Here is a 25,602-nt window from a genome sequence, read left to right on the forward strand (position 1 = left end):
CAACAACGAACTCGCCTAGTAGCCGCTCGAACTCTTCATAGGCTATCGATGCCACGGTCTCCCTTCCTGAAGAACTGAATCATTCTGTCGGGGATCTCCACACAGGTTTCACCCTGCGGGATGTTCATGTGGGCAAGAGCCTCGGGGTCGGTGACTACCCATCCCTGCACAATCCACGAATCTCGGTCGGTGCGATACACCGTGGGCGAACCGTTCGGATTCGAGCCCGGATCTTCGCCGATAAAAGTCAGACGCATCGTTGACCCCTTGTCATGGGATGTTGCGAACTGTTGCCCCGAGCCCGTCGATTGTCCCGCCATGTAGGACCGGCGGTCAAGGGCTGGTCAGCAGGCGAATACGCATGTGGTGCAGGGAAATCCGACCGGAAGTTCGGTTCTGCCACCAGCACCGATCGATAAGCCCGCAACTTTTCGCAACATGCTATCCCTGTGGCACCGGCCACTTCTAACCTCGGATGTTGCACGCATGATCAGCATCGACGAGAGGGCAACTGGGGATGTGGGGACGGCCTACCGCGATCGGCTATCTGCGCCGCGATGTGTCGGGAGTTTCGCAGGTCTGGGACGAGACGCAGATTCGCAGCGTGGCAAAGAGACTCGGGTACGAGCTGGCCAAGATCGTGGTGTTCGGCCCGCAGACCGGCAACCCGGTATCGCAGTTGCTCGACACGATCGAACGGGTCGGCGCGGACGCCGTGGTAATGCCGACCCTGCAACACCTGGCCGACGAGTTGGACCTGGTCGTGCGGGTGTGCGACGTGATCACGGTGAACCCGGAGAACACCTACGCCCGCTGGGTGCTGCCGTCGAACAGCTGGCTGGCACCCGAAGCCGATGGCATTGCGGCAAGGGGGGTTAGCGACGGCAAGGGGCATCAACTGCCGCGACAAGACGGTTTGGAGCGTCCGGAATGAGGTCTGCAAGAGCCACGCCACCTTCCGGTCGACTCCGCGACTAGTCCTGGTCGGTGTCCATGTCGTCGGTGTCGAACGCTGCCTGGGCCAGTTCGGCTTTGACGACGGTGAAGGCGGTGGATTGGTTGTAACCGCGGCGGGCGAGCATGCCGACCAGGCGGCGGATTGTTTTCTCGCGATCGAGGGCGGCGGGGATGCTGCGGAGTTTGCGGCGGACGAGTTCGCGGGCGCGGGATTCTTCGTCGTCGGAGCTGATGGCGTCCAGGGCGGGGGCGGCGTCCTCCTGGGCCACGCCTTTGCGCCGGAGTTCCAGCGCTAGTGCTTGTTTGCCCTTGCCGGAGAAGGTGTGCCGGGCATGCACCCACTGTTCGGCGAAGGCGGCGTCGTCGATGAGGCCGACCTCGGTGAGCCGGTCGAGGGCGCGGTCGGTGATTTCCTCTGCGTAGCCCTTGGTCGCCAGGCGCTGCGCGAGTTCGGCACGGCTGCGGGCGCGGACGGCGAGCAGGCGAAGACACGCCTCTTTCGCCTGCTCGACCGTCCCGCCTGGCGGGTCCAGCTCCGAAGAGCGGGTACCCCGCTCGGATCCGGCCGCCACCGGATCCGCCCATCGGCCATCGGCATGTTCGGAATCAGCCGAGTGGGAGTCTGTGCGCCGGGACGATTTTCGCCGTCCGCGGCCGGACCCAGCCGAACGCGCCCGCTGCGGATCGGACGCGCTCGGCCGAGTTCCCATAGTGTCCGATTCGGCCGAACCACCTTCGGCCGACCGGACTCGTCCGGGGTCCTGTTCGCCGGGCCGAGATCCAACAGGATCGGTGGCGGCACCGGAGGCGGACAGGAGTTCGTGAAGTCGGCGCCGCATCTCCTGCACCGGCTCGGACCGCGACTCATCGGGCGCGGTCCGGCGCGGTGGGGGCGTGCGTCGACCGTTCATCGGATCAGAAATCGGCGGGGACCTCGGTGCCCGCGTCCGCGGTCACGTCGGCGCCGATGCCGAGCTTCTCCTTGATCTTCTTCTCGATCTCGTCGCGAATGTCGGTGTTCTCCAGCAGGAACTTGCGGGCGTTCTCCTTGCCCTGGCCGAGCTGATCGCCCTCGTAGGTGTACCAGGAGCCGGACTTGCGCACGAAGCCGTGCTCGACACCCATGTCGATGAGCGAGCCCTCCTTGGAGATCCCGTGGCCGTAGAGAATGTCGAACTCGGCCTGCTTGAACGGCGGGCTGACCTTGTTCTTCACGACCTTCACCCGGGTACGGTTGCCGACCGCGTCGGTGCCGTCCTTGAGCGTCTCGATGCGGCGCACGTCGAGGCGGACCGAGGCGTAGAACTTCAACGCCTTACCGCCCGTGGTGGTCTCGGGCGAACCGAACATCACGCCGATCTTCTCGCGCAACTGGTTGATGAAGATGGCGGTGGTGTTGGAGTTGCTCAGCGCACCGGTCATCTTGCGCAGCGCCTGGCTCATCAGCCGGGCCTGCAGACCGACGTGACTGTCGCCCATCTCGCCCTCGATCTCGGCGCGCGGCACCAGCGCGGCCACCGAGTCGATGACGATGATGTCGATGGCGCCGGAACGCACCAGCATGTCCGCGATCTCCAGCGCCTGCTCACCGGTGTCGGGCTGCGAGACGAGCAGCGCGTCGGTGTCGACACCCAGCTTCTTGGCGTAATCCGGGTCGAGCGCGTGCTCGGCGTCGATGAACGCGGCGACGCCGCCCGCGGCCTGCGCATTGGCCACCGCGTGCAGCGCGACGGTGGTCTTACCCGAGGATTCCGGGCCGTAGACCTCGACGATGCGGCCACGCGGCAAGCCGCCGATGCCGAGCGCGACATCCAGCGCGATGGACCCGGTCGGGATCACCGCGAGGGGCTGACGTACCTCGTCACCGAGACGCATGACCGCGCCCTTACCGAAGTTCTTCTCGACCTGGGCAAGCGCGAGTTCGAGAGCCTTGTCGCGGTCGTACGCCTGTGGTGCCATGTCCTGATCCCCTTTTCGACGGGTAAGTCTCGTTCTGTGGTTGGCGCCAACATTAGAGGGCGGCACCGACAGGTTCTGGCGCCAAGATTAGACGAACAAGTGTTCGAGTCAAGCGACGCGCCCGGGAACACGCGATCGGACTTCTGTTCCGCTTCGCCGCGCCGCCGCTAGCGAGTATTCATGCCGGGTCGACGTGGCGTCGCGGTGCCGTTCGCAGTCGGCGGTGAGTTGCCGAGCCAGGTTAGCTGGTCCTCGGCGAGCTACCCGCGTGGTGGCGAAATCAGGGCGCGACCTGGGTCAACGCACCAGGGACACCCGGTCGCTGGTGAGCAAGGTCTGGGCTTGCTTGAGCACGCGGAGAGCTGGGGTTACCTCGAGGTCGTTGATGCCGTCCAGCGCGCCGAGGCGTTCGGTGATGTAGCGGTAGAGGTGGGGCGTGTCGCGGCAGATCACCGACGCCATCATGTTGGTCGGGCCGGTGGTCGCCGCGACGAACACGACCTCCGGGTGGGTCGCCATCGCGCGGCCCACCGCGTCGAGATCGGCCGGGCGGACCCGCAGCCACAGGGTCGCCCGCGCGGTGTAGCCCATCCGCTCGACGGCGAAGTCGAGGTCGAAATACAGCACGCCGGATTGGGCGAGCTCGCTCATGCGGCGCGCGACTCTTGGTGCGGTCCAACCGGTTTCGGCCGCGATCTGCGCGTACGGCGCGCGGCCGTCGCGGCCGAGCAGCGCGAGCATCGCCTCGTCCTCGGGGGTCAGATCCGGCGGGGTGTCCGGGCCGGTGCGCTCCGCGTCCGCACGGCGCAGGCCCACCGCGCAGCCGGCGCGCTGCACGCCCAACTCGCGCAGTTGCCGGTCGGTGAAGAGGTGGCTGTCGCGCGGCCATTCCTCGTCGGCCGGGAACCGGTGCATCACCTCGTGCGCGGTCACGTCGCGCACCTGACTCGCTCGCGGCAGCGTGTGCAGCAGCAGTGCGTCGCGTCGCTCGACGGAGCGTGGCCTGCTCACGCAGGTCACCTCGGAGCCGGTGGACAGCAGCGTGACCCAGCTCAAATCCGGGAATCTGGCCAACGATTCGGCCAGCCGCAGCGCCTTGTCGGGTGTCGATCTGATCCGCAGCACCCAGCGCGCGTGGCCCAGCGGGACGGCGTTCACCTGACCGGATACGTGCATGATGCCGCGCTCGCGCAACGCGCGGTAGCGCCGCGCCACGGTCTGCTCGGAGACGTCGAGGACGGCGCCGAGCTTGGCGAAGGGGATCCGGGCGTCGTGCACCAGCGCGTGCAGGATCTGCCGATCGAGAACGTCCAGTGCGGAGGATTCCGTAGTCCCATCGTGCTGCATAGGAGGAATCTAACGCAGGACCTCATCCGGCTAGGGGGATGCGTTCGATTGCCGCACTCTTGGCGTCGATATCGTTCGAATCCGCCACGGAGGCCCCTGTGAAGAAATGGCTCCCCCTGTTCGCCGCGTGCCTCGGCACGCTGATGCTGCTCATCGACGTCACCATCGTGAATGTCGCGCTGCCCGACATCGCGGCCGATCTGCACGCCGGGCTGTCCAGCCTGCAATGGGTGGTGGACGGCTACGCACTGGCTTTGGCCGCACTGCTGCTCGTCCTCGGTTCGCTCGCCGACCGGATCGGCGCGAAACGCGCCTACCTCGCCGGGCTCGTCCTGTTCGCCCTCGCCTCGCTCGGCTGCGGAATCGCCGACACCTCCTCGAATCTCATTGCCGCACGGGTACTTCAGGGCATCGGCGGTGCGGCCATGTTCGCCACCACACTGTCGCTGCTGCACTCGACCTACTTCGGCCGGGAACGCGGCATCGCGTTCGGCGTCTGGGGTGCGGTGACCGGTGCGGCGGCAGGCATCGGGGTGGTGCTCGGCGGTGTGCTCACCGAGGCCCTGTCGTGGCGGTGGATCTTCCTCGTCAATCTGCCGATCGCCGTGCTGGCAATCGCGTTGACCGCCATCGTGTTTCCGCCATCGGTACGTCGAGCGGACCGCAGGGTGGACGTCGTGGGCATGCTGTCCTTCGCCACCGCGGCGACCGCACTCACCTACGGGGTTATTCGCGGCGGTGAGCACGGCTGGTCGGACGGTCGCGCGGTGACCACACTGCTACTCGGCGTGGTCGCGATCGCAGTGTTCGGCGTAGTCGAGTCACGCAGTGCCGCACCGATGTTCCCGCTGTCACTGCTGCGCAATCGCGACTTCGGCGCGACGCTACTCGGAGCGAGCGGGCAAACGTTCGCGGCGTTCGCCAGCACTCCCCTGGTCTCGCTCTGGCTCCAGCAGCAGTTGCGGATGTCGCCGCTGCACGCGGGCCTGGCATTGCTGCCGATGGCCGCGACCGCATTCCTGGTCGCCGCGGTGTTCGGGCGGTTCATGCACGACGTCGCCCCGAAGTGGACGATCGGCGCGGGTCTCGTGGTCGTCGGAATCGGCACCGGACTGCTCACCGTGATCGATGCCGGATCGTCTTGGGCAGCACTGGTTCCCGGGTTCGTAGTGCTCGGCGCGGGCATCGGCATCAACGCGCCCGCACTCGTATCGGTGGGCATGGCCGCGGTACCCCCGCAACAGGCAGGCACCGCGGCCGGCGCCGTGAACACCGCCCGGCAACTCGGTCTCGCACTCGGAGTCGCAGTGCTGGGCACAGTCTTCCGCACAGCCTCCGGCCCGGACCAACCGATAACCCTGCCGCACTTCGTATCCGGTCTGGACGCAGCCTTCACCGTCGCCGCAGCCGTAGGCGTCGTGTTCGGACTACTCGCCTTCGCCCTGTTCCACCGCCAGCGCCCCGCCACCGAATCCATCACGACCGAACACAAAGTCGCCGCCTAACCCCTCCTTGATCCGCACCCCTCTCCGGCCTGCACAGCAGTGGACGGCCAGACCGGGGTGCGGATCCCGATCAGCCCCACCGGAACCGGCCGGCCACAAGTGATCATCCGGCTGTGATTGCGTCGCAGGCGCTTCGGGCAAGAAGGGGCTTGGTTGGCGGTGGGTTACTGCTGCGGCAAGACCGACTCGTCCCCCGGGTCTCGTAGGCCGAAAATGCGGCGGTCCGATTCCGCGATGCGGACGTCGTTGATGCTGGCTTCGCGGCGGGACATCAAGCCGTCGGGGGCGAACTCCCACTGTTCGTTGCCGTAGCTGCGCCACCATTGGCCTGCTTCGTCGTGCCATTCGTATTGGAAGCGCACCGCGATGCGGTTGTCTTCGAACGCCCAGAGGTCTTTGCGCAGTGCGTAGCCGTTTTCCGAAGCCCATTTGCGGGTGAGGAATTCGACGATCGCGGGGCGACCGGTGAAGAACTCGTCGCGGTTCCGCCACACCGAGTCCGCGGTGTAGGCGGCGGCGACTCGCTCGGGATCGCGGGTGTTCCAGGCATTTTCGGCGGCGAGCACCTTGACCTTGGCGGATTCCAGATCGAACGGCGGCACTGGAGGTCGCACGAACGTCTCCTCTCTGTGAACGGGGTTGTGTCAGGGGTTGACGGGGGAAAGCTCGGGCGGGCCCCAGCGCAACGGACCCCCGCCGGAGCGTTCGATGACTTCGGTGATGGTGAAGTCGATCGAGCACTGCGCACCGGCGGCGAAAGTCGCCGGCGCCCAGGTCAACTCGGCGGTGCCGGTGAGTTGCAAGGTGCCGCCGGTGGCCCAGCCCGGGATGAGGATGCCGCAGCGCGGGTTCACCTGGATGTTCCCGAGCGTCATGAACATCGAGTTGCCGCGGTAGTCGGGCCAGCGCAGGTGGGTCGGCGAAAGCACCTCGAGGAACCCGGGATTGCCGCCGCGGTGCGAAGCGTCGGCGTTGCCCTCGGTGTCGGCGGTGGCGACGAAGAAGGTGTCGGCCGCCGCGATCGTCGCCTGCTGACGTGCGTCCAGTTCGGTGCCGTGCCGCGGCAGTGACGGCTCGGCATCCGGCTGATAGGACTCGAGTTGCCTGCGGGTGATGTACTTCGGGCAGTTCGAATAGACCTGGTCGGTGACGATCCGTAAGCCGTCGCCCACGGCGGTCGCGGTGCCGTTGACCCGCATCCGCCTGCGTCGCTGGGGCTGCAGGGCGATCATGCCGAGGGGCGCCGACCGAGTCAGCGCCTCCCGCAACGGGTCTCCCACCGCAGGCCGGGCGTCGACGGCGATGGTGCCCGCGTCGACCGCGCGCACGAACCCCGGCGGACCGGCCAGTTCACTGGCCCACAACCGCCCGGTGCCGTCGGCGGCCCCGACCACCACCATGGGCTGCTCGGCCAGGAAAGACGCGGCGACGGCCGGGATGTCGGCCCGGATCATCCGGCCGACCCGGTCGGCGACCGCCGCCTGGCCCATGCGCTGCTGCACGGCGAGTTCGCCGGAGTGGAAGGGCGCCATGACATTTACTCCTGTCGCGGGCGTTGCTCCGGCGGATCTGCGCCGCCGGAGCGTTCAACAAGGCTGCGGCTCAGAAGAATCCACAGGTCGGGGCCGCGCCGCTGGGCGCAGGCGCGGACTCGGCACCGGTCGGCGCGTAGACCTCGAGCCGGATACCGTCGGGATCGGCGAAGAAGATGCCGCCGGACGCCACGCCCTCACCGTGCGCGACGACGCCGTCGTGCACGATCGGCACCGACTGCTCGCGCAGCGCCGCCTCGACCGCCCGTACTTGGTCGATGGTGTCCACCTGGAACGAAAGGTGGTGCAGGCCCGGGGTTTCGACAGAGAAAGCGCCCGCGCTCTGCTGCCACAGCGTCAACGTGAGCTTGCCCGCCGCGCCGAGAAACGCCCATTTCCGTTCGCCGTCGGTGCTGGCGGTGAGCTGCTCGAAACCCAGTGCGCGGCGGTAGAACTCGACCGAACGATCCAGATCGGACACGTTCAGCCCGATGTGCCCGGTAACGAGCTGGGGTGCGGCAACCGTGGTCATGTAAACCTCCTCAATCGGTTAAACCGTCTATATCGGCTTAACTGGTTAGAAGATAGCCACAGCCGAGCACCGCCGTCAACCTGTAAACTGTTTTTAACCGGTTAGAGAAGCGCGGGATGTCTAGGCCACCAGAAGGAGCTCGATACCCTCAGTCATGCACGATCCACGCCCCCACCTCGGCGAACCGCTGGCACTAGACCTGCTGGACACGCGGTGGAACGAGAACGGACACCCACAGGACCTGCTCACCGATGTGGCAGGTCTGGGCATCTGGCTGGCCTCGGCCGGACTGAGCGATCGTGCGACCGCCGACCAGGCGACCCTCGAGGCGCTCTTGTCAGCGCGCACCGCCATCTACGACGTGGTGCAGAACGCCGCCCACACCGCGCTGAACGAGGTGCTCGAACACGGCCGGATCCGGCGCACCCTCACCGACACCGGCCCCGCCGATGTCATCGACGTCCCCGACCCCACCTGGCTACCCGCCTGGTCGGCGGCCGACAACCTGCTCCACCTGCTCGCCGAAGCCCCGGACCGCATCCGCCAGTGCGCCCACCCCGACTGCGTGCTGTTCTTCTACGACACCTCGAAGAACGGCACCCGCCGCTGGCATTCGATGGCGACGTGCGGCAACCGCACCAAAGCGGCCCGCCACTACGCGAAAAAGGGTTGAGCCTCAGAACAATTCGTCGAGCAGCCGGTAATACTCCAGGCGACTCCGATCCGGTTCTCCGAGACCGTACGCGGCGAAGAAGGCGCTCACTTCGGCCTCGCCGAAGTCGTCACGCAGATCGCGCACGGCCAGCGCAAGGTCGCGGTACCGATCCGCCACTCCGAGCGCGCCGACGTCCAACAGGATCGCACCCTCGAGCACGTTGGGTGGCGTGAAGTCGCCATGCGCCACTACCAAATCCTCGTGCTCGGGACGTTCGTCGAGCAGGCGCGCGAGGATATCCTCGGCGGCGAGTCCCGCGTTCTCGTCATCGAAGTTGTCGAGATCGACCAGGCCCTCGATGACGTGCCGGCGCGCCTGCGCCAGCACCGCGTCGAGCCTGCCGTCGAAGGGACACTCGGCGATCGGAATGTCGTGCAGCCGGCGCAGCAACGCCCCCATGACCGCGCCCACCGACGATTCACCCGCGCCCGCGTCGTCCCGCGCGGCCAGGCTCGCGGCGCCCGCGTCGGCCAGCACCAGCACGTCACCGTCGAACACGACGGTCTCCGGTAACCGAATCCCCCGGTCGCGCAGCCAGTTCAGTCGCTCGTGTTCCGCGACGGCCTTCGGTCCCCGCTTGACCCAGTAGGTGTCGTTGACGAAAGCGACTCCGCCGCTCTGCCCTTCGTGCTCGACCGACCAGGTGGCATCCGCGCCGAGCAGCGCGGCGACCTTCGGCGGCAACGGAATCGGCAGTGCGGGAAGTCTTTCCAGCGCGACCCGGGTGGATTCGATCAGTTCGGGATCGCCTTCGGCCGTCCGCAGGTCGAACGCCTCGCGTAGCAGCACGTGCGCCTCGGTCAGCTGTCCCTGCTCGGCCAGCGCCTTACCGAGATGCTGCACGGCGAACGACAACACCTCCGGCGCGGCCACCCGCGCGTGTTCGACGGCCCGGCGATACAGCGTCTCGGCGGTACCGGCATCGCCGTGGTAGCGGTAGACGTCGCCGAGATTGATCCACACCGTGATCCGGCGTTCCTCGGTGTCCACCAGCTCCAACGCCCGATCCAGCAGATCGAGGGCCTGGCCGTAGCGCCCGAGCAGCATCGCTTCGATCCCGGTCTGCCGGAAGCCGGTGAAGTCGGTGGGCTGCGCCTTCGCCAGCCGCGCCGCCAGCCGTTGCGGGTCCACCGGGATCATCCGCTCACGCTCGTCGAACCGGTAGAGCGGCTCCTCCTGCTCCACGGCCCGTCCCGACGTGCTCACCAGCGTCCCCGCGGCACGTCGAACTCCGAGCACAGTGCCCGCCACACGTCGCGCGGATCGACCCCGGCTTCGATGGCATCGGCCCCCGTCCGCCCCAGCGACGGGATCACATGATCGGCCAGCAGGGCATCGCCCCGCGCCGACCCGAATTCGGTATGCAACAGCTCCTGGAACTCCGTCAATCGCACTGTGCCCAAGATACTCGCGCGGCCCCGAGAGCCCCACCTGCCCTATTGCTCACCGACCGCGTCCGCGCGGAGCAGTAGTGGGCTGCGGTTACCCGAACCGTTCGGCCGCGATGACGGCACTATCCCGCGCGCACCGAGTCGAGAACTCGGTGGCACAGCTCGATCGGGTCGGCGACGTCCGCTGCGCCGGCCGCGGCGTGTTTCGCGGCGGTGGCGAAGCGAGGAGTCGTCAGGATCTCCAGCACCGCGGCGCGGACGGCGGTCGCGGTCAGCGGCCGGACCAGGAGTGAACTTCCTTGGCGGACAGCTCGATTGGCGAGTTCCCATTGGTCGCCGCCGCCGGGAACGGTAACGACCGGAACGGCAGCGGACAAAGACTTCGCGAGCAAGCCGTGCCCGCCACCGCCCACGACCACCGAGGCGTGCGTGAGGAGTTCATCCTGGCGTCCCAAACCGGCTGTCGCCCAGGGCGGTAGGTCGGCGGGCGGGGTGTCGAGCATCGAGATCGCCATGCGGACATCGGCACCAGCCAGAGCTTCGAGCACGGTCTCGACCATGCCCGCGACGCCGGTGTGCGCGGTGGACGGGGCGACCATCACCAGCGGAGCATCCCCGGGCGGCGGCGCCAGGATCGCCTCGGTCGGTTCCCAGAAGAGGGGGCCGATGACGTGGGTGTTGTCCGGCCAGTCGGGACGCGGCACCTCGAGCGCGGGCAGGGTGGCGATCAGGCGGGCGGCCGGACCCGGGTCGGTGGCGGGCAGGCCGACACTTTCGCGGGCCTGTTCGCGCTGGCGCAGACCGTTGCGGATGTCGCGAGCGGTCATGGTGCGCAGCACACCGTCGCGCATGCGGCCACGCAGCCCTTCGCCGGGAGCCAAGCCACTCCCGATGGGCGGCAAGGCTTTCGACGGCAGGTAGAGCGGGTGCGGGGACAGCTCGACCCAGGGCACGCCGAGCCGTTCGGCGGCCATCCCACCGCCCGCGGTGAGCACGTCGGAGACGACCAGTTCGGGCAGCATGGCGCCGAGGTCGGGCAGGATCTCGGTGGAGATGTGCGCGGCGCGCTGGTGGATGCGCTGGCCGGCGTCGGTGTCGTCGTCGGCCGGGCGCGGGGCGAGCCCCTTCAACCGGCGCACGCCGATACCGGCATCGCGGGCGGCGTCGAACCAGCGCGGGCCGGTGAACAGCACCGGCTCGTCACCGGCGGCCAGGAAACGCAAGCACAACGCGATGGCGGGAAAGGCATGCCCCGGATCGGGTCCCGCAACTACGGCTACTCGCATCCGCATAGCCTGCCACACGCCGTTACGGCTCGACAGCAGCTACGTGCCGCGTCTTCACCTGCTCGACAGCGGAACTTCACGTGACCTCCGAGGTGAGCCGCGTTATGGTCTAGACCAATAGGTGCCCGAGAGTTGGAGCGATCGTGCGAGTGTCCACGGTGGACGAATTGATGGTGCTGCTGGCGAACGGCGCGGACGTCTGGGACATGCCGGACCGCAGCGGCGATCCGGTCGACATCCTCGACCACGACCGGCAATGCGCGGAACTGCTGCGGCAGCGGTATCCGCTGGATGCGGAGTTACAGGTCGCCGGGCTGGTGCACGACATCGGCCACCAGTTGGTGCCCGGCGACGACGCGGGCCACGGCCGACACGGCGCGGAGGCGATCCGCGCACTGCTCGGCGATCGCGTCGCGCGGCTGGTCGAGTTGCATGTGGTCGCGAAACGCTATCTGGCGGCGACGGATTCGGCGCACACCGCTGGCCTGTCCCCCTCCAGTCAACGCACCCTGCTGGCGCAGGGCGGCCCGATGAACGCCGCGGAGATCACCGAGTTCCGGGCCGACCCGGACTTCGATGCCGCCCTCGCGCTGCGGCGCGCCGATGACGCGGGCAAGGTGGTCGGCCTCACCGTCGCGCCCCTCGCATCCTGGCGTCCCGTCATCGAACGCGTTGCCGCTGCCCAACATCCGTTCGACCGAGATCGAGACGATGTGAAATAGGTTCCGAGGCCGCCGGCGCCGGTTCACCCGCACCATCGGCGCCGAGTCAGCCGCCGAAGTTGTAGAGCTCGAAGCCGACCGCACGCTCGGCGGGGAAGCCTTCGATCGGGCCGGTTGCCCGGTCGACGATGGCGCGAACTTGGTCCGCCACCGGTTCGGCACTGAGCGCCTCCAGATAGCGGCGGTGCTCGGCCAGCGACGCCTCGGCCTGCTCGATGTGCGCGGTGACGTCGACGGCGTGAGTTGCCTTGGGGCCCATCACCGCTGCCCGGCGCGCCGACCACGGCGCATCGGTGAGCTCCGGGAAGATCCACTCGTTACCGGCGTCGGAGATGGCGTCCAAGGCCGCGCGGCCGACGGCACGATGATCGGCACTGTTGGCGAACCCGGGAGCCCAGGTGTCGCCGAAGTTGAACAGCACCACCAGTTCTGGTTGGTGACGGCGGATCGCGGCAGCCAGGTCGCGACGTAGTTGCAGGGACTCCTCGACCCGTCCGTCCGGGTAGCCGAGGAACTCCACCTGGTGCACGCCAACGGCTTTGGCGGCAGCGATCTCCTCGGCCTCGCGCAGCGGCCCGGATTCCGCGGGCGGCAGTCCGGCGATCCCGGCCTCGCCGCTGGTGACCAGGGCATAGCGAATGTCCTTGCCCTGCCCCGTCCAGCGCGCCACTGCCGCAGCCGCACCGTATTCGATGTCGTCGGGGTGCGCGACGATGACGAGTCCGCGGTGCCAATCCTCGGCAAGCTCCTGCACTGTTCCGCCTCTCCGTGTTTTGAGGCCAGACTAGAGTGCCGCGACTGTGGCATTGGCGGCCGAGGGTCGGTAACCGGCTAGGTTGGCCGGTGCCCGACGAGTTACCCATGTTCGAACGAGATCAGTTGCCGCCAGTTGTAAAAGATAAGGGGCCGCGCGCTTTCCCCTCATCGGGGAGCGCACGGCCCCTGGCCGGACGGGTTCGCGACTTCGCTCGCGCCTCCTGGTGGCATCCCGGCCACACCTGGATCCGTCCGACTACCGCCCACCCGGCTTCGCAGCGCTTCCCGGCGCGCAGAAGCCGTCAGCGGGCGGGAGCTACAGCTTGCTGACCGAGGAGTTGTCCGAGCCCGACACCGCCTTGTACAGCAGGTACAGCCCGAACACGATGGCGCTGATCACCAGGATCGGGAACAGCCCCTTGATCAACGCACCGATGATGGCCAGCGCGATCCAGACGACCGCGACGATACCGATGATCTTCCACAACATGTGCCAGCCTCCGAGGGTCTCTGCGAACCGCTCTCCGACGATCCGACATGTTCCACTCTGGCAGCTGCGTGACGATAAATCACCAGGTCAACACCGATATCCGGGTGAAGATCAGGGTTCACCCTGACTACCGACCAGCCGCAGGTAGCACCCCGGCGATCAGGGCGTTTCGATCGTCGCGCCCTCGGCGACCAGCTCGGCGGCCACCTTCCGCGCGATCCGGACGAACGCCGTCACCAGCGGCCGATCGTCGCCCGCGCGACAAGCGACGGCCAGCACCGCGGGCGCCACATCGAGCAGTGGCCGGGCGACGACACCCGACCACGGGAAGAACCGGGACACCGAGGCGACCGAGACCGCGACCGCCTGGCCGCTGCCCACCGCGGCCAGCAGATCCTCCAGCGTGGTCACCTCGGCGCCGATGAGCGGCGGGCCGTCGCGGTACTCGGCCAGCGTCATGAAGTCGCGCGACGCGAGATCCCGGTTGTCGATCCACCACGCGAACGGCTGGACGGCCAGGTCCGCGGGCAGGACCGAGGTGCCCGCGGCGAGCGGATGGTCGGCGGGCAGCAGGGCGATCCGCTCCTCGGCCAGCAGCGGCGTCGCGTCCAGGCCGTCCGGCGCAGGCAGCCAGATCAGCCCGACATCCGAGGTCCCGGCCAGCACGCCGGCACTCGGATCGTCGAATTCGACCTTGCCGACGGTCAGCGCGACGTGCGGATAATCCGCCGCGAAGGCGCGCAGCACCCGCGGCGTGATGTCCAGGCCGGTCGCCACCCGGATGCCGATGATCAACTCGGTGCGCTGCCCGGACTCGGTGTCGCGGGTATCGGCGATCGCCGCGCCGAGGGTGTCCAGGATGTCGGGCACCCTGGCCAGCAGCGTCCGACCGGCGTCGGTGAGCGTCACCTGACGACTGTTGCGTTGGAAAAGCGTTGCGCCGATGCGCGTTTCGAGCTGCTTGATCTGGTTGCTCAGCGCCTGCTGGCTCAGGTGCAGACGAGCCGCCGCCCTGGTGAAGTTCAGCTCGGTGGCCAGTACGTGGAACGCACGTAGGTGCCGGAATTCCACATCCACAAGTCTGGATTGTAGATCCGACAGCGGATCGGTGTTTCCGTTCTCGGGCGAGCGGATCGACCATGGAACACATCGGGGGTCACCAATCGAGGAGCCGTACCTTGCCGGAACAACACCGTCACGAGCTCGGGCATCACCAGCCGATCGCGGAATGGGCGTTCGGGTGTCTGGTGATCTGGCATCAACTCGCCGAGACCACGGGTGGGGTGCTGTCGCTGGCGGAGGTCGTGGTGGCGAAAGGTGACGAGCCGCCGGTCCATCTGCATTCGCGCGAGGACGAACTGTGCTTCGTGCTGGAAGGGGAGCTCACCGTGCACCGTGGATTGGCGCGCATCCACGCCGAACCCGGCACCTCTGTGTGGTTGCCACGCGGCATCCCCCATGGTTTCGCGGTGCACACAGCAACGGCGCGGGTGCTGCACCACTACACACCCGCCGGTGTCGAGAAGGTGCATCGGGCGTTCGGCACCACGGCCACCGAGCTGGCACTGCCGCCCACCGGCTTTCGTCGCCCCTCGGGCGCGGAGGTCGAAGCCGAATTCGCGCATTACGGGATCACCCTCATGGGTCCGGCTCTCGCGCATCGGAGGGGAGCGCGAGAATGACTGCGGCACAGCGCATCACCACTCCCGCCCTTATCCCCGACGCGGGACACGCGCAGGTCCGCGTGCTCGGGTCGGCGTGGGTCACCGACGGTGCGCGCACGATCGGGGTGGACCGTCCGCTGGAGCGGGCGGTGCTGGTCCGGCTGGCGCTCGCGGGTGGGATTCCGGTGCCCGACCGGCGACTCGCCGCCGACCTGTGGGGTGACGGGGAGATCTCGCGACCGGTCGAACGGCTGCGGGTCGTCGTGTCGCGGTTGCGGACGGCACTGGGAGAGCACGGCGCGACGGTGTTGCGCACCCCGGCGGGTTATCGCACGACAATGGCCGCCGGTGATCTGCTGGCCGCCGAATCCATCGCGGATCGGCTGCACGCCGCGCGGCGGGCCGGTCGGTACGCCGAGGTCGGTGCGGCCGCCGACGAGGCGCTGCGGCTGTGGCGTGGGCCCGCGCTGGCCGACCTGCTGTGGGCGCCGTACGCGGCGGTGGAGGCGAGCAGGCTGGACGAGTGGCGGCTGGAATTGACCGTTGCCGGGCTGGATGCCGCGCTGCGGCTCGGCTCCGGGCTCGAATGTCTCAGGGAGATGGGCATTTTGGCGGGCGAGCAGCCGCTGCACGAGCCACTGGCCCGGCTGCACGCGCTGGCTCTCTACCGTGCGGGCCGCCAGGTCGACGCACTCGATCGCCTGCGCTGCTTACGACTGAACCTCGCCGAACAGTTCGGCGCCGCTCTCGCTCCGGAAACCGTCGAGCTCGAGCTGCGCATCCTCCGGCACGATCCGGCGCTGCATCCGGCCAGTTTCAGTGAAAGGTCGAGCAACCCAGCGTATTCGACTCAGCGGATCATCCGGTACCGCGACGTCGCGACCGCCGCGCACCGATTCCGGCGCTTGCAGCCAGGTCGCTGAATACTGTTGCCCCCCTTGCCTCCGGCCAACAACCAGCAGATATCTGGGTGAGGATCAGGTTCACCCCGATCCTCACCCAGCGATAGCTATCGGCGAACTGACGCTCACCTACGACCCGGGTTGCGGCGATCGTTCTCCACACCCTCGGTCTCGATCCGCTCCTTGCGTACCGTTTCGGAGATGGTCTGCTCGTCCTGCACCTCGTCGACGGCGAGGCGGACCCGCTCGACCGGCACGGCTTCCTTCTGCACCGTCACCCGCTCCTCGTGCAGCGTGACCTCGGCCTCCTGCTCGCCGATGTCGGCGCGGCCCATCTGCGCGCGGTCGGTGATCGGCTCGCGCTCGATCCGGACCTCTTCGTGCGTGGTCGGCACGGTGACGGTCTGCTCCTCGGTCACCACGTACTTGTGCAGTCGTGCGCGGCCGACCTCTTCGTTCTGCTTGTTGACGGCCAGGCGCTCCTCGGAGCGCACCATCCCCTTGTCGTCGGGGCGGCGGCCGCCGCGCATCTGCTGCTTGCCGCCCAGATCCATGCCGGCCCGGTTCGGGTCGATGTGGTAGTGGTCGAACAGTTCGCGCTCGGCTTCGGGGCTGATCAGACCGTCGTGCTCGAGATGCGGCGCGGTCTTCACCTCCTCCTTGTCGACGCGCACCTGCAGTGCTTCCGGGTCGTGCCGCAGCTCGGCGCCCGCCAGCGGGACCAGCGAATCGCCGCTGAACATCCCCGTGGTCACCGAGACCCAGGTCGGTGCGCCGGAGGTGTTGTCGACGTAGATCCGCTTGACCTTGCCGATCTTGTCGCCTTCCGGGTCGTACACAGCGCTTCCGATGAGTTCTTCCAGCATTCCGGTCATGATGTGATTCCTCCGCGTGCATTCGATGGAATTGATTCAGGCACTTGCCTTTTGATCGGACTGGTCGAGATCCTCGGCGATTCGCTGCGATTGCCGCGAGCGTCGGACCGGATCATCGACGTTGCCCCAGGCCAGATATCTGCTGACATCCAGCCGTTGCGTGTCCTGGTCGATCGCGGATTTTCGGTAGGCAATATCAAGCATCAGTCTGCTCCTGCCCTTGTAGTGAATGTTCCCGATTCCTGAGGTGGAATCCGGCCGATCAGCTACATGAAGGCAACTACCCGGCGTGCACTGGACCAAACACCTCGATCGTGAAATCGGCCCTCAACCGGCGGATATGTCGCGGGCGAACAGTGCCGCCTGGACCCGGTTGGTGACTTCGAGGGCGGTGAGAATACGACTGACGTGTGCCTTCACCGTGCTCTCGCGCATGCCGAGGGTCGCCGCGATGTCGGCGTTGGTCGCCCCTTCGGCGAGCAGGGCGAGTACCTCGCGCTCTCGTGGGGTCAGCCGGTCGATGCGCTGCTGGGCCGCGGCGATGCGTGGCCGAGCGGTGTGGTGGTAGCGGTCGATGAGCCGCCGGGCGGCCGCCGGGTGCAGCATCGCCGAACCCGCCGCGACCAGGTGGACCGCGCGCAGGATCTCGGCGGGGTCGGTGTCCTTGAGCAGAAATCCGTCGGCCCCCGCGGCGAGCGCGTTGTAGACGTATTCGTCGAGGTCGAAGGTGGTCAGGGTGATGATCTTCGGCGGATGCGGCAGGGCGCGCAGCCGGGTGATCGCGGTGATGCCGTCCATCCGGGGCATGCGCACGTCCATCAGGGCGACATCGATTCGGTGCGCGGTCGCCTGCTCGATCGCCTGGAGACCCTCGGCGGCCTGCGCGACCACCTCGATCCCGGGATCGGTGCCGAGCAGGTCGGACAGACCGAGGCGGACGAGGGCGTCGTCGTCGACGATCATGGCTCGGATCACTGGGCGGTTCCGTTCTGTGTGGGGCGGGGCAGGGTTGCCGCGACGCGCCAAGCGCCCGCGCCCGCAGGGCCTGCCTCGAACTCCCCGCCGAGGGCGGCAACGCGTTCCCGCAGACCGATCAGCCCGAAGCCGGAGGAGACTGCTGGATACCCTTGTGCCCCAGCAGTATTGATGACCTCGACAGTAGTCGCCGGGGCGGTGTAGACGACCCGGAGGACGACTGCGGCGTCACCCGCGTGCTTGCGGGCGTTGCTGAGCGCTTCCCGCACGATGCGGTACACGGCGAGCCGGTGCGCGAGCGGGGCCTGTTCCGGGTCGCCCACGGTGCTCGACTCGACCTCCTGCCCCGCTGCGCGCGCCTGGTCGACCAGATCGTCCAGCTCTTGCAGCGTGGGTGCGAGTTCCGGTGCGGAACCGGTCTCGTGCAGGGCGCCGAGGACTTCGCGGAGCTCGTTCAGCGCGGCGGTCGAGGTGCTGCGCAGCAGGCCGAGCCGTTCGACCACCGGGGCGGGCAAGGTGTCGGTACGGCTGGCCAGCACACCGCTGTGCAGGGCGAGCAGGCTGAGCCGGTGGGCGAGCACGTCGTGCATCTCCGCGGCGATCGCCGAGCGTTCGGCCAGCCGGGCGGCCTCCTCGCGCAGTTCCCGCTCGATGCGCAGATGCTCGACCTGATGGGCGAGCGCGTCGACGAGCCGCCTGCGGCTGCGCACCCACAGGCCGAGGGCCACCACGAGCGCCAACAGCAGGGCAGGGCCGAAACCGCGCGGCTGCCAGAGGTCGAGGGTGGGCCGGACCAGCAGGTTCGCGACCAACGCGCACACCACCGCGCCTATCGCCGGACGCAGCCGCCCGAGCGCCGCGAGCTGGAAGGCGATCACCAGCAACGGCAGGATCAGCCCCCAGCCACCCGCGGCGAACACGGCGACCACCATCGTCGCCAGCGGCCACCGGTGGCGACCCGCGACGGACAGACCGGCCAGCAACGCCACGAGAACCGGCAGTTCCAGCCACCGCCCGCCCACGGAGACGGCGGCGTCCTGCACCGACAGCGCGGTGACCGAGCCGGTCAGCGCCGCCTCGGCCCACCAAGGCCAACGAGTCGGTATGTCTGTCTCCACTCCCCCACCGTAGAGCTGGATACCGGTCGGTTACCTCCGCCTATCGGCCGGACCGACCCCCTACTTTCGTCGGGGTTCGGCGTCGCACAACGGCGGATTTGCGGAGGTCAGGTGCTGCATAGCGTCGAAAACCATGCAGAGCCATACTATTTCGCACCGTCGGGGGTCCTCGGGGTGGATGTTCCTGCGCGAGGCCGTCCGCGATCTGCGCACCACCGGGGCGATCGCGCCGAGCAGCCGCCGTCTCGCCGCCGCGCTCACCGAACCGGTGCGCGCGCAGGCCTGGCGACCGCTGGCGGTGTTGGAGGCCGGTGCGGGCACCGGATCGGTGACCCGCGCGCTGCTCCCGTTGATCGGGCCGGGCAGCCGGTTGGACGTGGTGGAGCCCAATCCCCATTTCGCTCAACACCTCCGGGAGTTGGTGCACGGCTGCCCGGGGCCGGCGGGCACGGCACGGCGCGTGCACCTCCACGAAAGCTTCGTCGAGCAGCTCGACACCGGATGCCGCTACGACGTGATCGTCTCCGGACTGCCGTTCACCAACTTCACACCCGCCGAAGTCGAACGAATCATGAACCGATACTTCGAGCTCTTGCACCCCGGCGGGACGCTGACCTTCTTCGCCTACCGCGGCACCCGCATGGCTCGATCGATACTGGCCTCCCGCGCCGAGGCGACCCGACACCGTCTCGTCGACGACGTACTGCACCACTACCGCGACCGATACAGCAGTGGGCGCGAGCACGTTTGGGGAAACTTGCCGCCCGCTGACGTCTGGCGCCTCCAAACTCCCGTAGCCGCCGAGGCATCCCGCGACTCGGTCACCGCCGGCCTCATCGACAGCGGAATACGAAGGCGCACACCATGACGGTTCTCGCGGAACTGCTGCACCAGGTCCCTGCCGTAGCAGCCTACGGCGTCGTGGTGGCCGCCGTGCTCGCCGAATCAATACTCTTGATAGGCGCTTTCGTACCGACCCTCACGCTCATGTTGACCGCCGGGGCCCTGGCGAGCACCGGACAGCTCGACCCAGTGGTGCTGCTCGGCGTAGCCACCCTCGCCGTCGTGGCAGGCGATGCGCTCGGGCATCGGACCGGACGCCTGCTCGGCGATCGACTGCGGACGAATCGGCTCGGGCGCCGCATCCCGGAGGCGGCGTGGCGACGGACCGAACAGGCGATGGCTCGGCGTGGTAGCCAAGCGGTCGCGCTCGGTCGATTCCTGCCGGTGATCCGCACGTTGGCACCACACCTGGCGGGTGCGGCGGGGTTGCCGTACCACCGCATCGCGCCCTACAGCGCGGGGGCGGCCGTAGTGTGGGCAGCGGCGGAAGCAGGGGCCGGGTATGCGGCAGCCAGCTCCGCGCAACGCCTGATCCCGCTGGCCGGACCCGCGCTCGTCGCGGCCGTCGGTGTAGTCGCCCTGCTCACCTGGGTGCGCGGCGCACCGGGCCATCGGGTGCTGGAAACGATGACGATTGAACAGGAGCGACCCGTTGCCCACTGATGTGGCTTGTACCGCAGTGCTTTTCGATTGTGATGGCGTGCTCGTCGATTCGGTCGACAGCGGCGAGCGCGCGTGGACGCGCTGGGCGCGGGAGTACGGCCTCGATCCCGCGGTGGTACTGCCCGGTATTCACGGTCGACGTTCGATGGAAACGGTGCGCCTGTTCCTTCCCGAGGACGCGCGGGCGGCCGGGCTGGCCAGGATCGAGGACATCGAGATCTCCGAGGCGACCGACACCGAACCGCTGCCCGGCGCGCGCGAACTGGTGGCGGCGATGACCGCGGACTGCGCCATCGTCACATCGGCCTCGGCCGCTCTCCTCGCGGCGCGGTTGGGTGCGGCCGGAATCTCCCTGCCGTCCGTCACCGTCACGGCCGCCGACGTCCGAGCGGGCAAGCCGGCCCCGGAGGGATATCTGCTGGCGGCGCGGCAACTCGGTCGGCAGATCGAGCACTGCGTGATCTTCGAGGACAGCGTCACCGGGGTGGCGGCCGGAATCGCGGCCGGACCGCATTGCGTCGTCGGCGTCGGCGAGCGGGCGCTGGACACCCCCGCGGACATCGTCGTGCGCGACCTCTCGGGTACCAGGCGGACCGAGCACGGTTTACGCTTCGCGGAGGCTTCGATTTTGCGCTCTCCCGGCCGTGACCTCGGTCAGTGTACGGTTGTACTCTGATCTTGCGCGGAGCGTTCCGGATAGCGGCAGTCAGGAAGGGATGGTCGACCTATGCACACCTGTTGTTCGGCACACACTTATTCACTCGATCTCACGTAACGGTCGGTGCCTGATGGAAAATGAACTCGCCCAAGAACTCGCCGCCGCCGCACGCCGCCACGGTGGTGCGATCGCCGGCATCGTCGGCGGTGCCGCCCGTAAAGCCTCCTGGGAGGTGCTCGACCTGGTGGCCGAGGGCCGTGAACTGGTGAACGCCGCGCTGCGCGCCAGGGCCGAAGAAATGCGCCGCCGAGACCAACTGCGCTGAATCCGGGCTGGTAGCGCACCATTCGCCGACGGCGGGTGTCGGACGCGCTGCGGGTGCCGCGGCGGATATCCCCGGCCCGGGAGGAAACGGGTGCCTACCTCCCAGGTAAGCATCCCGCGACCGTCCGGGGTTGCGGGATGCGCTGCCCTGTCAGCTATTCGGTGGATACCCGGATGGCCACCGAGACGCGACGATGACGGGATGATCGATCCGTCGTCGCTCCCTCGCCCGCCGAAGTATTCGGGCGCGCGGCGTCCGGCCCTGCTAACACAGGCCGGCCCCCCGGCATTCTTGGCTGCCCAGTACCTCGGCCCCCCGTACCCGGCGCCGCGGGCCACGGCCACACCGCTGAACGGAACCGCCAAGACCGCAGCGATTCTTGCGCTGCTCGGCACCGTCCCCCACCTGATCGGCGGATCGAGCAATCTGATTTCCGTGGCCGCACTCGACGCCGACCGCGGCGGACCGAAAACCCTGAGCTACACCGGTTGGTACAGCGAGTACCTCGTCGTTTCCGGCATCGCACAAGTAATCGCCGCCGCCCTGCTCGGTATAGGAGCCGTCTTCCTGCTGCGCCGCCGCTTCGCCGGCCGCGCACTGATCACCCTCGGCTGCCTGACCGTAATCGTGCTCGGCGTCCTGTCGTTCTTCGCAATCCGCGCCCGCAACGCAGTGCTGTACCGAGATATGGGCGCAGACAACGTCGACCCCCTAGCCGCGATCGCAGGCGGAATATCCCTGGGACTACTCGTCTTCCCAGTCCTCACCCTCCTGCTGGCCTGCGCGACGTCGACTACCCAGTGGCTCCAGCACCGGACGTAGTGGTGCGTCGCGAACCCGTCCCGAACCGCACCGCCGAACGGAAACACCATGCACGACCAGACCTCGATCAGGCTCATGCCCGGCGAAACGCTGCGGCTGTCGACCCAGTTCAGCCCGCACTTGATTTTGAGTCATTTGAAGGTCGGGTTGGTGGTGACCGATCGCCGGGTCGTGGTGCACAGGCCGAACACCATTTTCGCGGTGATTCCGCGCGGCAGTCTGGAGCAGGCCACACCGCTCGGCAAAGTGAGCGAGATCGCCGTCGGTGAGGCGGTGTCCACCCGGCATCTAGTCTTCGGGGCCGGGTCGTTGCTGGTCGCGTTGCTGTCGCTGTTCAGCGCGCCGGCCACCTCCGGTGTGGCCGGCTTTGTCCTCGGCCTCGTGCTACTTGGTGTGTCCGCGTACTTGTTCTCAACGGCGAGGCAGTTCGGCATCTGGGTCCGCAATCAGGGCGGAGGGGTGCTTCGCGCACCCGCCGGTCATCATGAACGGCGCCTGGTCAACGCCGCGCGAAACTGCCTCGAGACGCTGATCTTCGGAAACGGTCCGGCCGGAAGTGCTTCGGCGACAACGGATTATGATGTTCCGGCACCGACGACCCCGGGCACCATCACACCGAGCACGCAGCGAAGCCACACCGGGCACACCCCATCCCGCCCGCAGGCCCCCCGCGCCGCAGCAAACGCGCCGACCAGTCCCGTCGGGTACGCGGCACCGAACCCGCAGTCCAGCTACACCGAGTACGTCGCGGGCAACTCCGCGCTCGACGCCCGGCCGGACGGTGCCCGCGCCGCAGACCCACTGACCGCACCGGCGGCACTGTACGAAATCGCCCAACGCTGGCCGCAATTGCGCGCACGGGTCGCGGCGAACCCGGCCGCCGACCCGGACTTGCTGAGTTGGCTCAGCGAACTCGGCGATCCCGAGGTGGATAGGGTGCTGGCCGGCCGAAAGTAGCTGAAGTGGACGCCTCGGTCTGCAGCGCAGCGCTCAGAGTTGACCGGGGCGGGAGATCGGCACCTGCTGGTCGGCGACTTCGGTGAGGGCTTGGGCCCAGCCGTCCAGGCGGTCGGCGGCGTGGCGCAGGTCGGCGACGATGGTGTCGAAATTGTGGCGCATGACCGCGCTTTCGGGGACTGCGAGGATGCGGCCTGCGGCGGCGACTACCTGTTCGTACTCGGTGACGCCGGTGTCGAGGCGGTCGAGGGCGAATTGCAGGTTGCCGGTGAGGGCTACCGAGGCGGGGGAATCGGCGCGGCCCATGGCGCCGAGGGCTTGTTCCATGGCGGTCACGTCGGCGGCGAGGGCGTGCAGGGCGGCGGAGCCGGAGGCTGCGGTTTCGAGCATGTCGGTGAGTTCGTCGTCGGGCAACCGGTTGCCGCGGGCGATCTGGGTGCCGAGTCCGTGCAGAGCGCGTTCGGCGCGGACCAGTTTGGCGATGGGTCCGCGCGCCCGCGACCACAGCGGTGGCTGCTTGCGCGGGACGAAGGTGGGCTGCGGCAGCGGCGACTTGCGCAGTCGCAGGTAGCGGCGGGCGCTCAGTGCGGTGCCGGTGACCAGCGCGACCGCGCCGCCGCCGAGCACGACGACGATCCAGGCGGGTGCGGAAATGACCACCAGCCCAACAGCTCCCGCGGTGGTGAGACCGGAGGCGGTGCCGAGTTGGAAGCTGCGGCGGCGGGCGCGGCGGCGACGGCGCAGTTCACGTTCGCGCGGATCGGCCCAGCGGCGCACCGCGACAAGGGCGTTCTCGCCGACCTCGCGCAGACTGTCGGGCAGGCTACCCGGTTGCGGAGCGAGCGCGGCCTGCGCCCGGATGATCGCCGCGTCGCGCTTGCGGCCCGGAAGCGCCTTGTCCCGAGTCATGCCATCTCTCCCACTGGTAGCGCGGATCGGACCAGCACGGTCCCGGCGCGGCCGACGGCCGGCCCGCCGGGTGCGCGTGCTGTGTTCGCCAGTGTTCCAGTGACCACCGACAAAGTCCTTGCCGAGCGTCCGAACGTTACTGCTGTGCGGCCTGGCCCTTGTTCATCTGCGGCTGGGCCGGGTTCGCCTGCGCCGGTGCGGGATTGACGGCAGGCTGGGCCGCGCCACCCGCGGGCAGCTGATCGCCGCGCATCGACGCGCGGATCTGCTCGAGCTTGCTGTGCCCGGCCATCTGGATGCTGGCCTGCTGTACCTCCAGCATGCGGCCCTGCACCGTGTTCTGCGCGAGCTCGGCGGAGCCGAGGGCGTTGGCGTAGCGGCGCTCGATCTTCTCGCGCACCGCGTCCAGGCTCGGCGTGGTGCCGGGCGCCGACAGCGTCGAGTCCATCTGCTGCAGCGACGCGGAGACCTGCTCCTGCATCTTGGCCTGCTCCAGCTGGCTGAGCAGCTTGGTGCGCTCGGCGACCTTCTGCTGCAACAGCATCGCGTTCTGCTCGACGGCCTTCTTGGCCTGGGTGGCCGCCTGCAGCGACTGGTCGTGCAGCACCTTCAGGTCCTCCACCGACTGCTCGGCGGTGACCAGCTGGGCAGCGAACGCCTCGGCGGCGTTGGTGTACTGGATCGCCTTCTCGGTGTCGCCCGCGGCGCTGGCCTGGTCGGCGAGCGTGACCGCCTGGCGTGCGTTGGCGTTGAGCTTCTCGACCTCGTCGAGCTGCCGGTTCAGTTTCATCTCCAGCTGGCGCTGGTTGCCGATGACCGACGCGGCCTGCTGCGAGAGGGCCTGATGCTGGCGCTGAGCTTCCTCGATAGCCTGCTGAATCTGGACCTTCGGATCCGCGTGCTCCTCGATCTTCGAATCGAAGAGGGCCATCAGGTATTTCCAGGCCTTGACGAACGGATTAGCCATCGATTGATCCCGCCTCCATCTGACGTGCCGCGCCCTCGACGCGGCTCCGGTGCGCGACCGTCACGCACTCGATATATGCCTATCCTCCACCATGCGGCCGTCGCGCCGGGTATACCCGGCCCAACCGACGCCTAGTGAGAATCTATCCGCTTTCGGCGCCGGTCCGCAGCGTTGCCGCGGCGGCCACCTGTCGCTGGGTGTCACACGCCCTTCACCAGGACCAGCATGTCGGCCTTGGGTGCGGGAATGACGATTCTGGTGTCCATGGCGAGCGGGAGCGGACGCACGCCCGAGCCGGCCACCGACAGGCTGGCACTCGCTGGTGCAAGCGCGGGCTCTGCGGCTGCGGCTGGTGCGGCGGCCGGTGCGGCTTCGGCGGCGGTGGACTCTTCCGCCTCGACCGGCAGCGGTGCCGCGGCGGCGTCCGCCGGGGTACGGGTCGGCAGGCCGTCGGCACCCGCCATGATCGTGCTCACATCCCACAGCACCCGGGACAGCGGCACATCGAGGGCCGCGCAGATGGCGGCCAGCAACTCACTGGAGGCTTCTTTGCGGCCCCGCTCGACCTCGGAGAGATAGCCCAGGCTCACGCGCGCGGAGGTGGACACCTCGCGCAGGGTCCGGCTCTGGGCGAGACGAGCACGCCGCAGACTGTCCCCGATGGCCTCTCGCAGCAGCGTCATCTCGTTCTCCTTCGCTCCCTGTCAGGGGACCCGCATGACACTCACGAGT

Annotated in this window: 32 protein-coding genes; 12 read left to right on the forward strand and 20 right to left on the reverse strand. The window is 68.3% G+C overall.

Annotation, left to right across the window (positions count from 1 at the left end):
* Window positions 1–35: 35 nt before the first annotated feature.
* Window positions 36–257 (reverse strand): hypothetical protein, encoded by a 222-nt coding sequence (locus DMB37_RS08775; RefSeq protein ID WP_135232271.1) that lies wholly within the window; start codon window positions 255–257, stop codon window positions 36–38.
* A gap of 347 nt (window positions 258–604) precedes the next feature.
* Between DMB37_RS08775 and DMB37_RS08780 the strand changes: the two genes are divergently transcribed.
* Window positions 605–934, forward strand: coding sequence for a hypothetical protein (locus DMB37_RS08780; RefSeq protein WP_206055216.1), 330 nt, complete (start codon window positions 605–607; stop codon window positions 932–934).
* Window positions 935–974: 40 nt separating this feature from the next.
* Here DMB37_RS08780 and recX read toward each other — a convergent pair whose 3' ends face one another.
* The 3 genes from recX to DMB37_RS08795 all read right to left on the reverse strand — a co-directional run bounded on the left by recX (window position 975) and on the right by DMB37_RS08795 (window position 4,263).
* A complete protein-coding gene (gene recX / locus DMB37_RS08785) occupies window positions 975–1,529 on the reverse strand; it encodes a recombination regulator RecX (protein ID WP_135232272.1) in 555 nt (184 codons plus the stop codon).
* Window positions 1,530–1,872: 343 nt separating this feature from the next.
* Window positions 1,873–2,916, reverse strand: coding sequence for a recombinase RecA (gene recA / locus DMB37_RS08790; protein WP_107658191.1), 1,044 nt, complete (start codon window positions 2,914–2,916; stop codon window positions 1,873–1,875).
* A 297-nt stretch (window positions 2,917–3,213) separates the two neighbouring features.
* Entirely contained in the window at window positions 3,214–4,263 is a 1,050-nt protein-coding gene (locus DMB37_RS08795) for an Lrp/AsnC family transcriptional regulator (protein ID WP_135232273.1), read from the reverse strand.
* Window positions 4,264–4,361: 98 nt separating this feature from the next.
* Here DMB37_RS08795 and DMB37_RS08800 point away from each other — a divergent pair, with 98 nt between their 5' ends.
* Window positions 4,362–5,768, forward strand: coding sequence for an MFS transporter (locus DMB37_RS08800; RefSeq protein WP_240772308.1), 1,407 nt, complete (start codon window positions 4,362–4,364; stop codon window positions 5,766–5,768).
* A 164-nt stretch (window positions 5,769–5,932) separates the two neighbouring features.
* On the opposite strand, the gene DMB37_RS08805 is transcribed toward DMB37_RS08800, so the two are convergent.
* The 3 genes from DMB37_RS08805 to DMB37_RS08815 form a co-directional block, all read right to left on the reverse strand.
* On the reverse strand, window positions 5,933–6,382 hold the full coding sequence (locus DMB37_RS08805) for a nuclear transport factor 2 family protein (RefSeq protein ID WP_135232274.1): 450 nt from the start codon (window positions 6,380–6,382) through the stop codon (window positions 5,933–5,935).
* Between the two features lie 30 nt (window positions 6,383–6,412).
* Window positions 6,413–7,300 (reverse strand): pyridoxamine 5'-phosphate oxidase family protein, encoded by an 888-nt coding sequence (locus tag DMB37_RS08810; protein WP_135232275.1) that lies wholly within the window; start codon window positions 7,298–7,300, stop codon window positions 6,413–6,415.
* Window positions 7,301–7,370: 70 nt separating this feature from the next.
* The gene (locus tag DMB37_RS08815; protein WP_135232276.1) at window positions 7,371–7,832 is read right to left on the reverse strand and encodes a VOC family protein; all 462 of its coding nucleotides are present in this window, start codon (window positions 7,830–7,832) and stop codon (window positions 7,371–7,373) included.
* Between the two features lie 154 nt (window positions 7,833–7,986).
* On the opposite strand from DMB37_RS08815, the gene DMB37_RS08820 reads away from it, so the two are divergent.
* A complete protein-coding gene (locus DMB37_RS08820) occupies window positions 7,987–8,505 on the forward strand; it encodes a CGNR zinc finger domain-containing protein (RefSeq protein WP_135232277.1) in 519 nt (172 codons plus the stop codon).
* Window positions 8,506–8,508: 3 nt separating this feature from the next.
* On the opposite strand, the gene DMB37_RS08825 is transcribed toward DMB37_RS08820, so the two are convergent.
* From DMB37_RS08825 to DMB37_RS08835, 3 genes are all read right to left on the reverse strand, one after another.
* Window positions 8,509–9,753, reverse strand: coding sequence for a phosphotransferase (locus tag DMB37_RS08825; RefSeq protein ID WP_240772309.1), 1,245 nt, complete (start codon window positions 9,751–9,753; stop codon window positions 8,509–8,511).
* Window positions 9,750–9,941, reverse strand: coding sequence for a DUF3046 domain-containing protein (locus tag DMB37_RS08830; RefSeq protein WP_135232278.1), 192 nt, complete (start codon window positions 9,939–9,941; stop codon window positions 9,750–9,752). Before DMB37_RS08830 ends, DMB37_RS08825 begins: the two co-directional genes overlap by 4 nt.
* A gap of 119 nt (window positions 9,942–10,060) precedes the next feature.
* Window positions 10,061–11,224, reverse strand: a complete 1,164-nt coding sequence (locus DMB37_RS08835; RefSeq protein WP_135232279.1) for a glycosyltransferase — start codon at window positions 11,222–11,224, stop codon at window positions 10,061–10,063.
* Window positions 11,225–11,367: 143 nt separating this feature from the next.
* Here DMB37_RS08835 and DMB37_RS08840 point away from each other — a divergent pair, with 143 nt between their 5' ends.
* Window positions 11,368–11,946: an HD domain-containing protein gene (locus DMB37_RS08840; RefSeq protein ID WP_135232280.1), complete on the forward strand. Its 579-nt coding sequence runs from the start codon at window positions 11,368–11,370 to the stop codon at window positions 11,944–11,946.
* 46 nt (window positions 11,947–11,992) lie between these two features.
* Here DMB37_RS08840 and DMB37_RS08845 read toward each other — a convergent pair whose 3' ends face one another.
* From DMB37_RS08845 to DMB37_RS08850, 3 genes are all read right to left on the reverse strand, one after another.
* Window positions 11,993–12,700: a PIG-L deacetylase family protein gene (locus DMB37_RS08845; RefSeq protein WP_135232281.1), complete on the reverse strand. Its 708-nt coding sequence runs from the start codon at window positions 12,698–12,700 to the stop codon at window positions 11,993–11,995.
* A gap of 318 nt (window positions 12,701–13,018) precedes the next feature.
* Window positions 13,019–13,192 (reverse strand): hypothetical protein, encoded by a 174-nt coding sequence (locus tag DMB37_RS40430; protein WP_167768782.1) that lies wholly within the window; start codon window positions 13,190–13,192, stop codon window positions 13,019–13,021.
* A gap of 159 nt (window positions 13,193–13,351) precedes the next feature.
* On the reverse strand, window positions 13,352–14,269 hold the full coding sequence (locus tag DMB37_RS08850) for a LysR family transcriptional regulator (RefSeq protein WP_135232282.1): 918 nt from the start codon (window positions 14,267–14,269) through the stop codon (window positions 13,352–13,354).
* A 101-nt stretch (window positions 14,270–14,370) separates the two neighbouring features.
* Between DMB37_RS08850 and DMB37_RS08855 the strand changes: the two genes are divergently transcribed.
* Both DMB37_RS08855 and DMB37_RS08860 read left to right on the forward strand, forming a co-directional pair.
* Entirely contained in the window at window positions 14,371–14,874 is a 504-nt protein-coding gene (locus DMB37_RS08855) for a cupin domain-containing protein (protein WP_167768783.1), read from the forward strand.
* The gene (locus DMB37_RS08860; RefSeq protein WP_135232284.1) at window positions 14,871–15,779 is read left to right on the forward strand and encodes an AfsR/SARP family transcriptional regulator; all 909 of its coding nucleotides are present in this window, start codon (window positions 14,871–14,873) and stop codon (window positions 15,777–15,779) included. Before DMB37_RS08855 ends, DMB37_RS08860 begins: the two co-directional genes overlap by 4 nt.
* Window positions 15,780–15,883: 104 nt before the next feature.
* On the opposite strand, the gene DMB37_RS08865 is transcribed toward DMB37_RS08860, so the two are convergent.
* The 4 genes from DMB37_RS08865 to DMB37_RS08875 form a co-directional block, all read right to left on the reverse strand.
* Window positions 15,884–16,633: a DUF2382 domain-containing protein gene (locus DMB37_RS08865; RefSeq protein ID WP_135232285.1), complete on the reverse strand. Its 750-nt coding sequence runs from the start codon at window positions 16,631–16,633 to the stop codon at window positions 15,884–15,886.
* A 36-nt stretch (window positions 16,634–16,669) separates the two neighbouring features.
* The gene (locus DMB37_RS40435; RefSeq protein ID WP_159080611.1) at window positions 16,670–16,837 is read right to left on the reverse strand and encodes a hypothetical protein; all 168 of its coding nucleotides are present in this window, start codon (window positions 16,835–16,837) and stop codon (window positions 16,670–16,672) included.
* A 123-nt stretch (window positions 16,838–16,960) separates the two neighbouring features.
* Window positions 16,961–17,608 carry a response regulator transcription factor gene (locus DMB37_RS08870; protein ID WP_135232286.1) on the reverse strand — a complete coding sequence of 216 codons (648 nt, stop codon included), beginning with the start codon at window positions 17,606–17,608 and terminating at the stop codon, window positions 16,961–16,963.
* Window positions 17,605–18,726 (reverse strand): sensor histidine kinase, encoded by a 1,122-nt coding sequence (locus DMB37_RS08875; protein WP_135232287.1) that lies wholly within the window; start codon window positions 18,724–18,726, stop codon window positions 17,605–17,607. The genes DMB37_RS08870 and DMB37_RS08875 overlap by 4 nt, the downstream gene beginning before the upstream one ends.
* A gap of 133 nt (window positions 18,727–18,859) precedes the next feature.
* Here DMB37_RS08875 and DMB37_RS08880 point away from each other — a divergent pair, with 133 nt between their 5' ends.
* The 6 genes from DMB37_RS08880 (at window position 18,860) to DMB37_RS08905 (ending at window position 22,994) form a co-directional block, all read left to right on the forward strand.
* The gene (locus DMB37_RS08880; RefSeq protein ID WP_135232288.1) at window positions 18,860–19,594 is read left to right on the forward strand and encodes a class I SAM-dependent methyltransferase; all 735 of its coding nucleotides are present in this window, start codon (window positions 18,860–18,862) and stop codon (window positions 19,592–19,594) included.
* Entirely contained in the window at window positions 19,591–20,232 is a 642-nt protein-coding gene (locus DMB37_RS08885) for a DedA family protein (RefSeq protein WP_135232289.1), read from the forward strand. Before DMB37_RS08880 ends, DMB37_RS08885 begins: the two co-directional genes overlap by 4 nt.
* 16 nt (window positions 20,233–20,248) lie before the next feature.
* Window positions 20,249–20,908, forward strand: a complete 660-nt coding sequence (locus DMB37_RS08890; protein WP_255508394.1) for an HAD-IA family hydrolase — start codon at window positions 20,249–20,251, stop codon at window positions 20,906–20,908.
* Between the two features lie 112 nt (window positions 20,909–21,020).
* Window positions 21,021–21,215: a hypothetical protein gene (locus tag DMB37_RS08895; RefSeq protein WP_135232291.1), complete on the forward strand. Its 195-nt coding sequence runs from the start codon at window positions 21,021–21,023 to the stop codon at window positions 21,213–21,215.
* A 201-nt stretch (window positions 21,216–21,416) separates the two neighbouring features.
* Window positions 21,417–22,037: a hypothetical protein gene (locus DMB37_RS08900; protein ID WP_135232292.1), complete on the forward strand. Its 621-nt coding sequence runs from the start codon at window positions 21,417–21,419 to the stop codon at window positions 22,035–22,037.
* 48 nt (window positions 22,038–22,085) lie between these two features.
* On the forward strand, window positions 22,086–22,994 hold the full coding sequence (locus DMB37_RS08905; RefSeq protein WP_135232293.1) for a hypothetical protein: 909 nt from the start codon (window positions 22,086–22,088) through the stop codon (window positions 22,992–22,994).
* A 33-nt stretch (window positions 22,995–23,027) separates the two neighbouring features.
* On the opposite strand, the gene DMB37_RS08910 is transcribed toward DMB37_RS08905, so the two are convergent.
* From DMB37_RS08910 to DMB37_RS08920, 3 genes are all read right to left on the reverse strand, one after another.
* A complete protein-coding gene (locus tag DMB37_RS08910) occupies window positions 23,028–23,903 on the reverse strand; it encodes a hypothetical protein (protein WP_135232294.1) in 876 nt (291 codons plus the stop codon).
* Between the two features lie 136 nt (window positions 23,904–24,039).
* Window positions 24,040–24,870, reverse strand: coding sequence for a phage shock protein PspA (gene pspA / locus DMB37_RS08915; protein ID WP_107658210.1), 831 nt, complete (start codon window positions 24,868–24,870; stop codon window positions 24,040–24,042).
* Between the two features lie 200 nt (window positions 24,871–25,070).
* On the reverse strand, window positions 25,071–25,553 hold the full coding sequence (locus tag DMB37_RS08920; protein WP_135232295.1) for a helix-turn-helix domain-containing protein: 483 nt from the start codon (window positions 25,551–25,553) through the stop codon (window positions 25,071–25,073).
* Window positions 25,554–25,602: the final 49 nt, after the last annotated feature.

The organism is Nocardia sp. CS682, assembly GCF_004634405.1.
GTDB classification, from domain to species: domain Bacteria; phylum Actinomycetota; class Actinomycetes; order Mycobacteriales; family Mycobacteriaceae; genus Nocardia; species Nocardia ninae.

Excerpts from the sequence above, each read along its gene's own strand:
- DMB37_RS08775 (WP_135232271.1), bottom strand. The coding sequence starts at position 257 with ATGCGTCTGACTTTTATCGGCGAAGATCCGGGCTCGAATCCGAACGGT.
- recA (WP_107658191.1), bottom strand. The coding sequence starts at position 2,916 with ATGGCACCACAGGCGTACGACCGCGACAAGGCTCTCGAACTCGCGCTT.
- DMB37_RS08795 (WP_135232273.1), bottom strand. The coding sequence starts at position 4,263 with ATGCAGCACGATGGGACTACGGAATCCTCCGCACTGGACGTTCTCGAT.
- DMB37_RS08810 (WP_135232275.1), bottom strand. The coding sequence starts at position 7,300 with ATGGCGCCCTTCCACTCCGGCGAACTCGCCGTGCAGCAGCGCATGGGC.
- DMB37_RS08815 (WP_135232276.1), bottom strand. The coding sequence starts at position 7,832 with ATGACCACGGTTGCCGCACCCCAGCTCGTTACCGGGCACATCGGGCTG.
- DMB37_RS08820 (WP_135232277.1), top strand. The coding sequence starts at position 7,987 with ATGCACGATCCACGCCCCCACCTCGGCGAACCGCTGGCACTAGACCTG.
- DMB37_RS08835 (WP_135232279.1), bottom strand. The coding sequence starts at position 11,224 with ATGCGAGTAGCCGTAGTTGCGGGACCCGATCCGGGGCATGCCTTTCCC.
- DMB37_RS40430 (WP_167768782.1), bottom strand. The coding sequence starts at position 13,192 with ATGTTGTGGAAGATCATCGGTATCGTCGCGGTCGTCTGGATCGCGCTG.
- DMB37_RS08860 (WP_135232284.1), top strand. The coding sequence starts at position 14,871 with ATGACTGCGGCACAGCGCATCACCACTCCCGCCCTTATCCCCGACGCG.
- DMB37_RS08865 (WP_135232285.1), bottom strand. The coding sequence starts at position 16,633 with ATGACCGGAATGCTGGAAGAACTCATCGGAAGCGCTGTGTACGACCCG.
- DMB37_RS40435 (WP_159080611.1), bottom strand. The coding sequence starts at position 16,837 with ATGCTTGATATTGCCTACCGAAAATCCGCGATCGACCAGGACACGCAA.
- DMB37_RS08880 (WP_135232288.1), top strand. The coding sequence starts at position 18,860 with ATGCAGAGCCATACTATTTCGCACCGTCGGGGGTCCTCGGGGTGGATG.
- DMB37_RS08885 (WP_135232289.1), top strand. The coding sequence starts at position 19,591 with ATGACGGTTCTCGCGGAACTGCTGCACCAGGTCCCTGCCGTAGCAGCC.
- DMB37_RS08895 (WP_135232291.1), top strand. The coding sequence starts at position 21,021 with ATGGAAAATGAACTCGCCCAAGAACTCGCCGCCGCCGCACGCCGCCAC.
- DMB37_RS08900 (WP_135232292.1), top strand. The coding sequence starts at position 21,417 with ATGATCGATCCGTCGTCGCTCCCTCGCCCGCCGAAGTATTCGGGCGCG.
- DMB37_RS08905 (WP_135232293.1), top strand. The coding sequence starts at position 22,086 with ATGCACGACCAGACCTCGATCAGGCTCATGCCCGGCGAAACGCTGCGG.
- DMB37_RS08910 (WP_135232294.1), bottom strand. The coding sequence starts at position 23,903 with ATGACTCGGGACAAGGCGCTTCCGGGCCGCAAGCGCGACGCGGCGATC.
- pspA (WP_107658210.1), bottom strand. The coding sequence starts at position 24,870 with ATGGCTAATCCGTTCGTCAAGGCCTGGAAATACCTGATGGCCCTCTTC.
- DMB37_RS08920 (WP_135232295.1), bottom strand. The coding sequence starts at position 25,553 with ATGACGCTGCTGCGAGAGGCCATCGGGGACAGTCTGCGGCGTGCTCGT.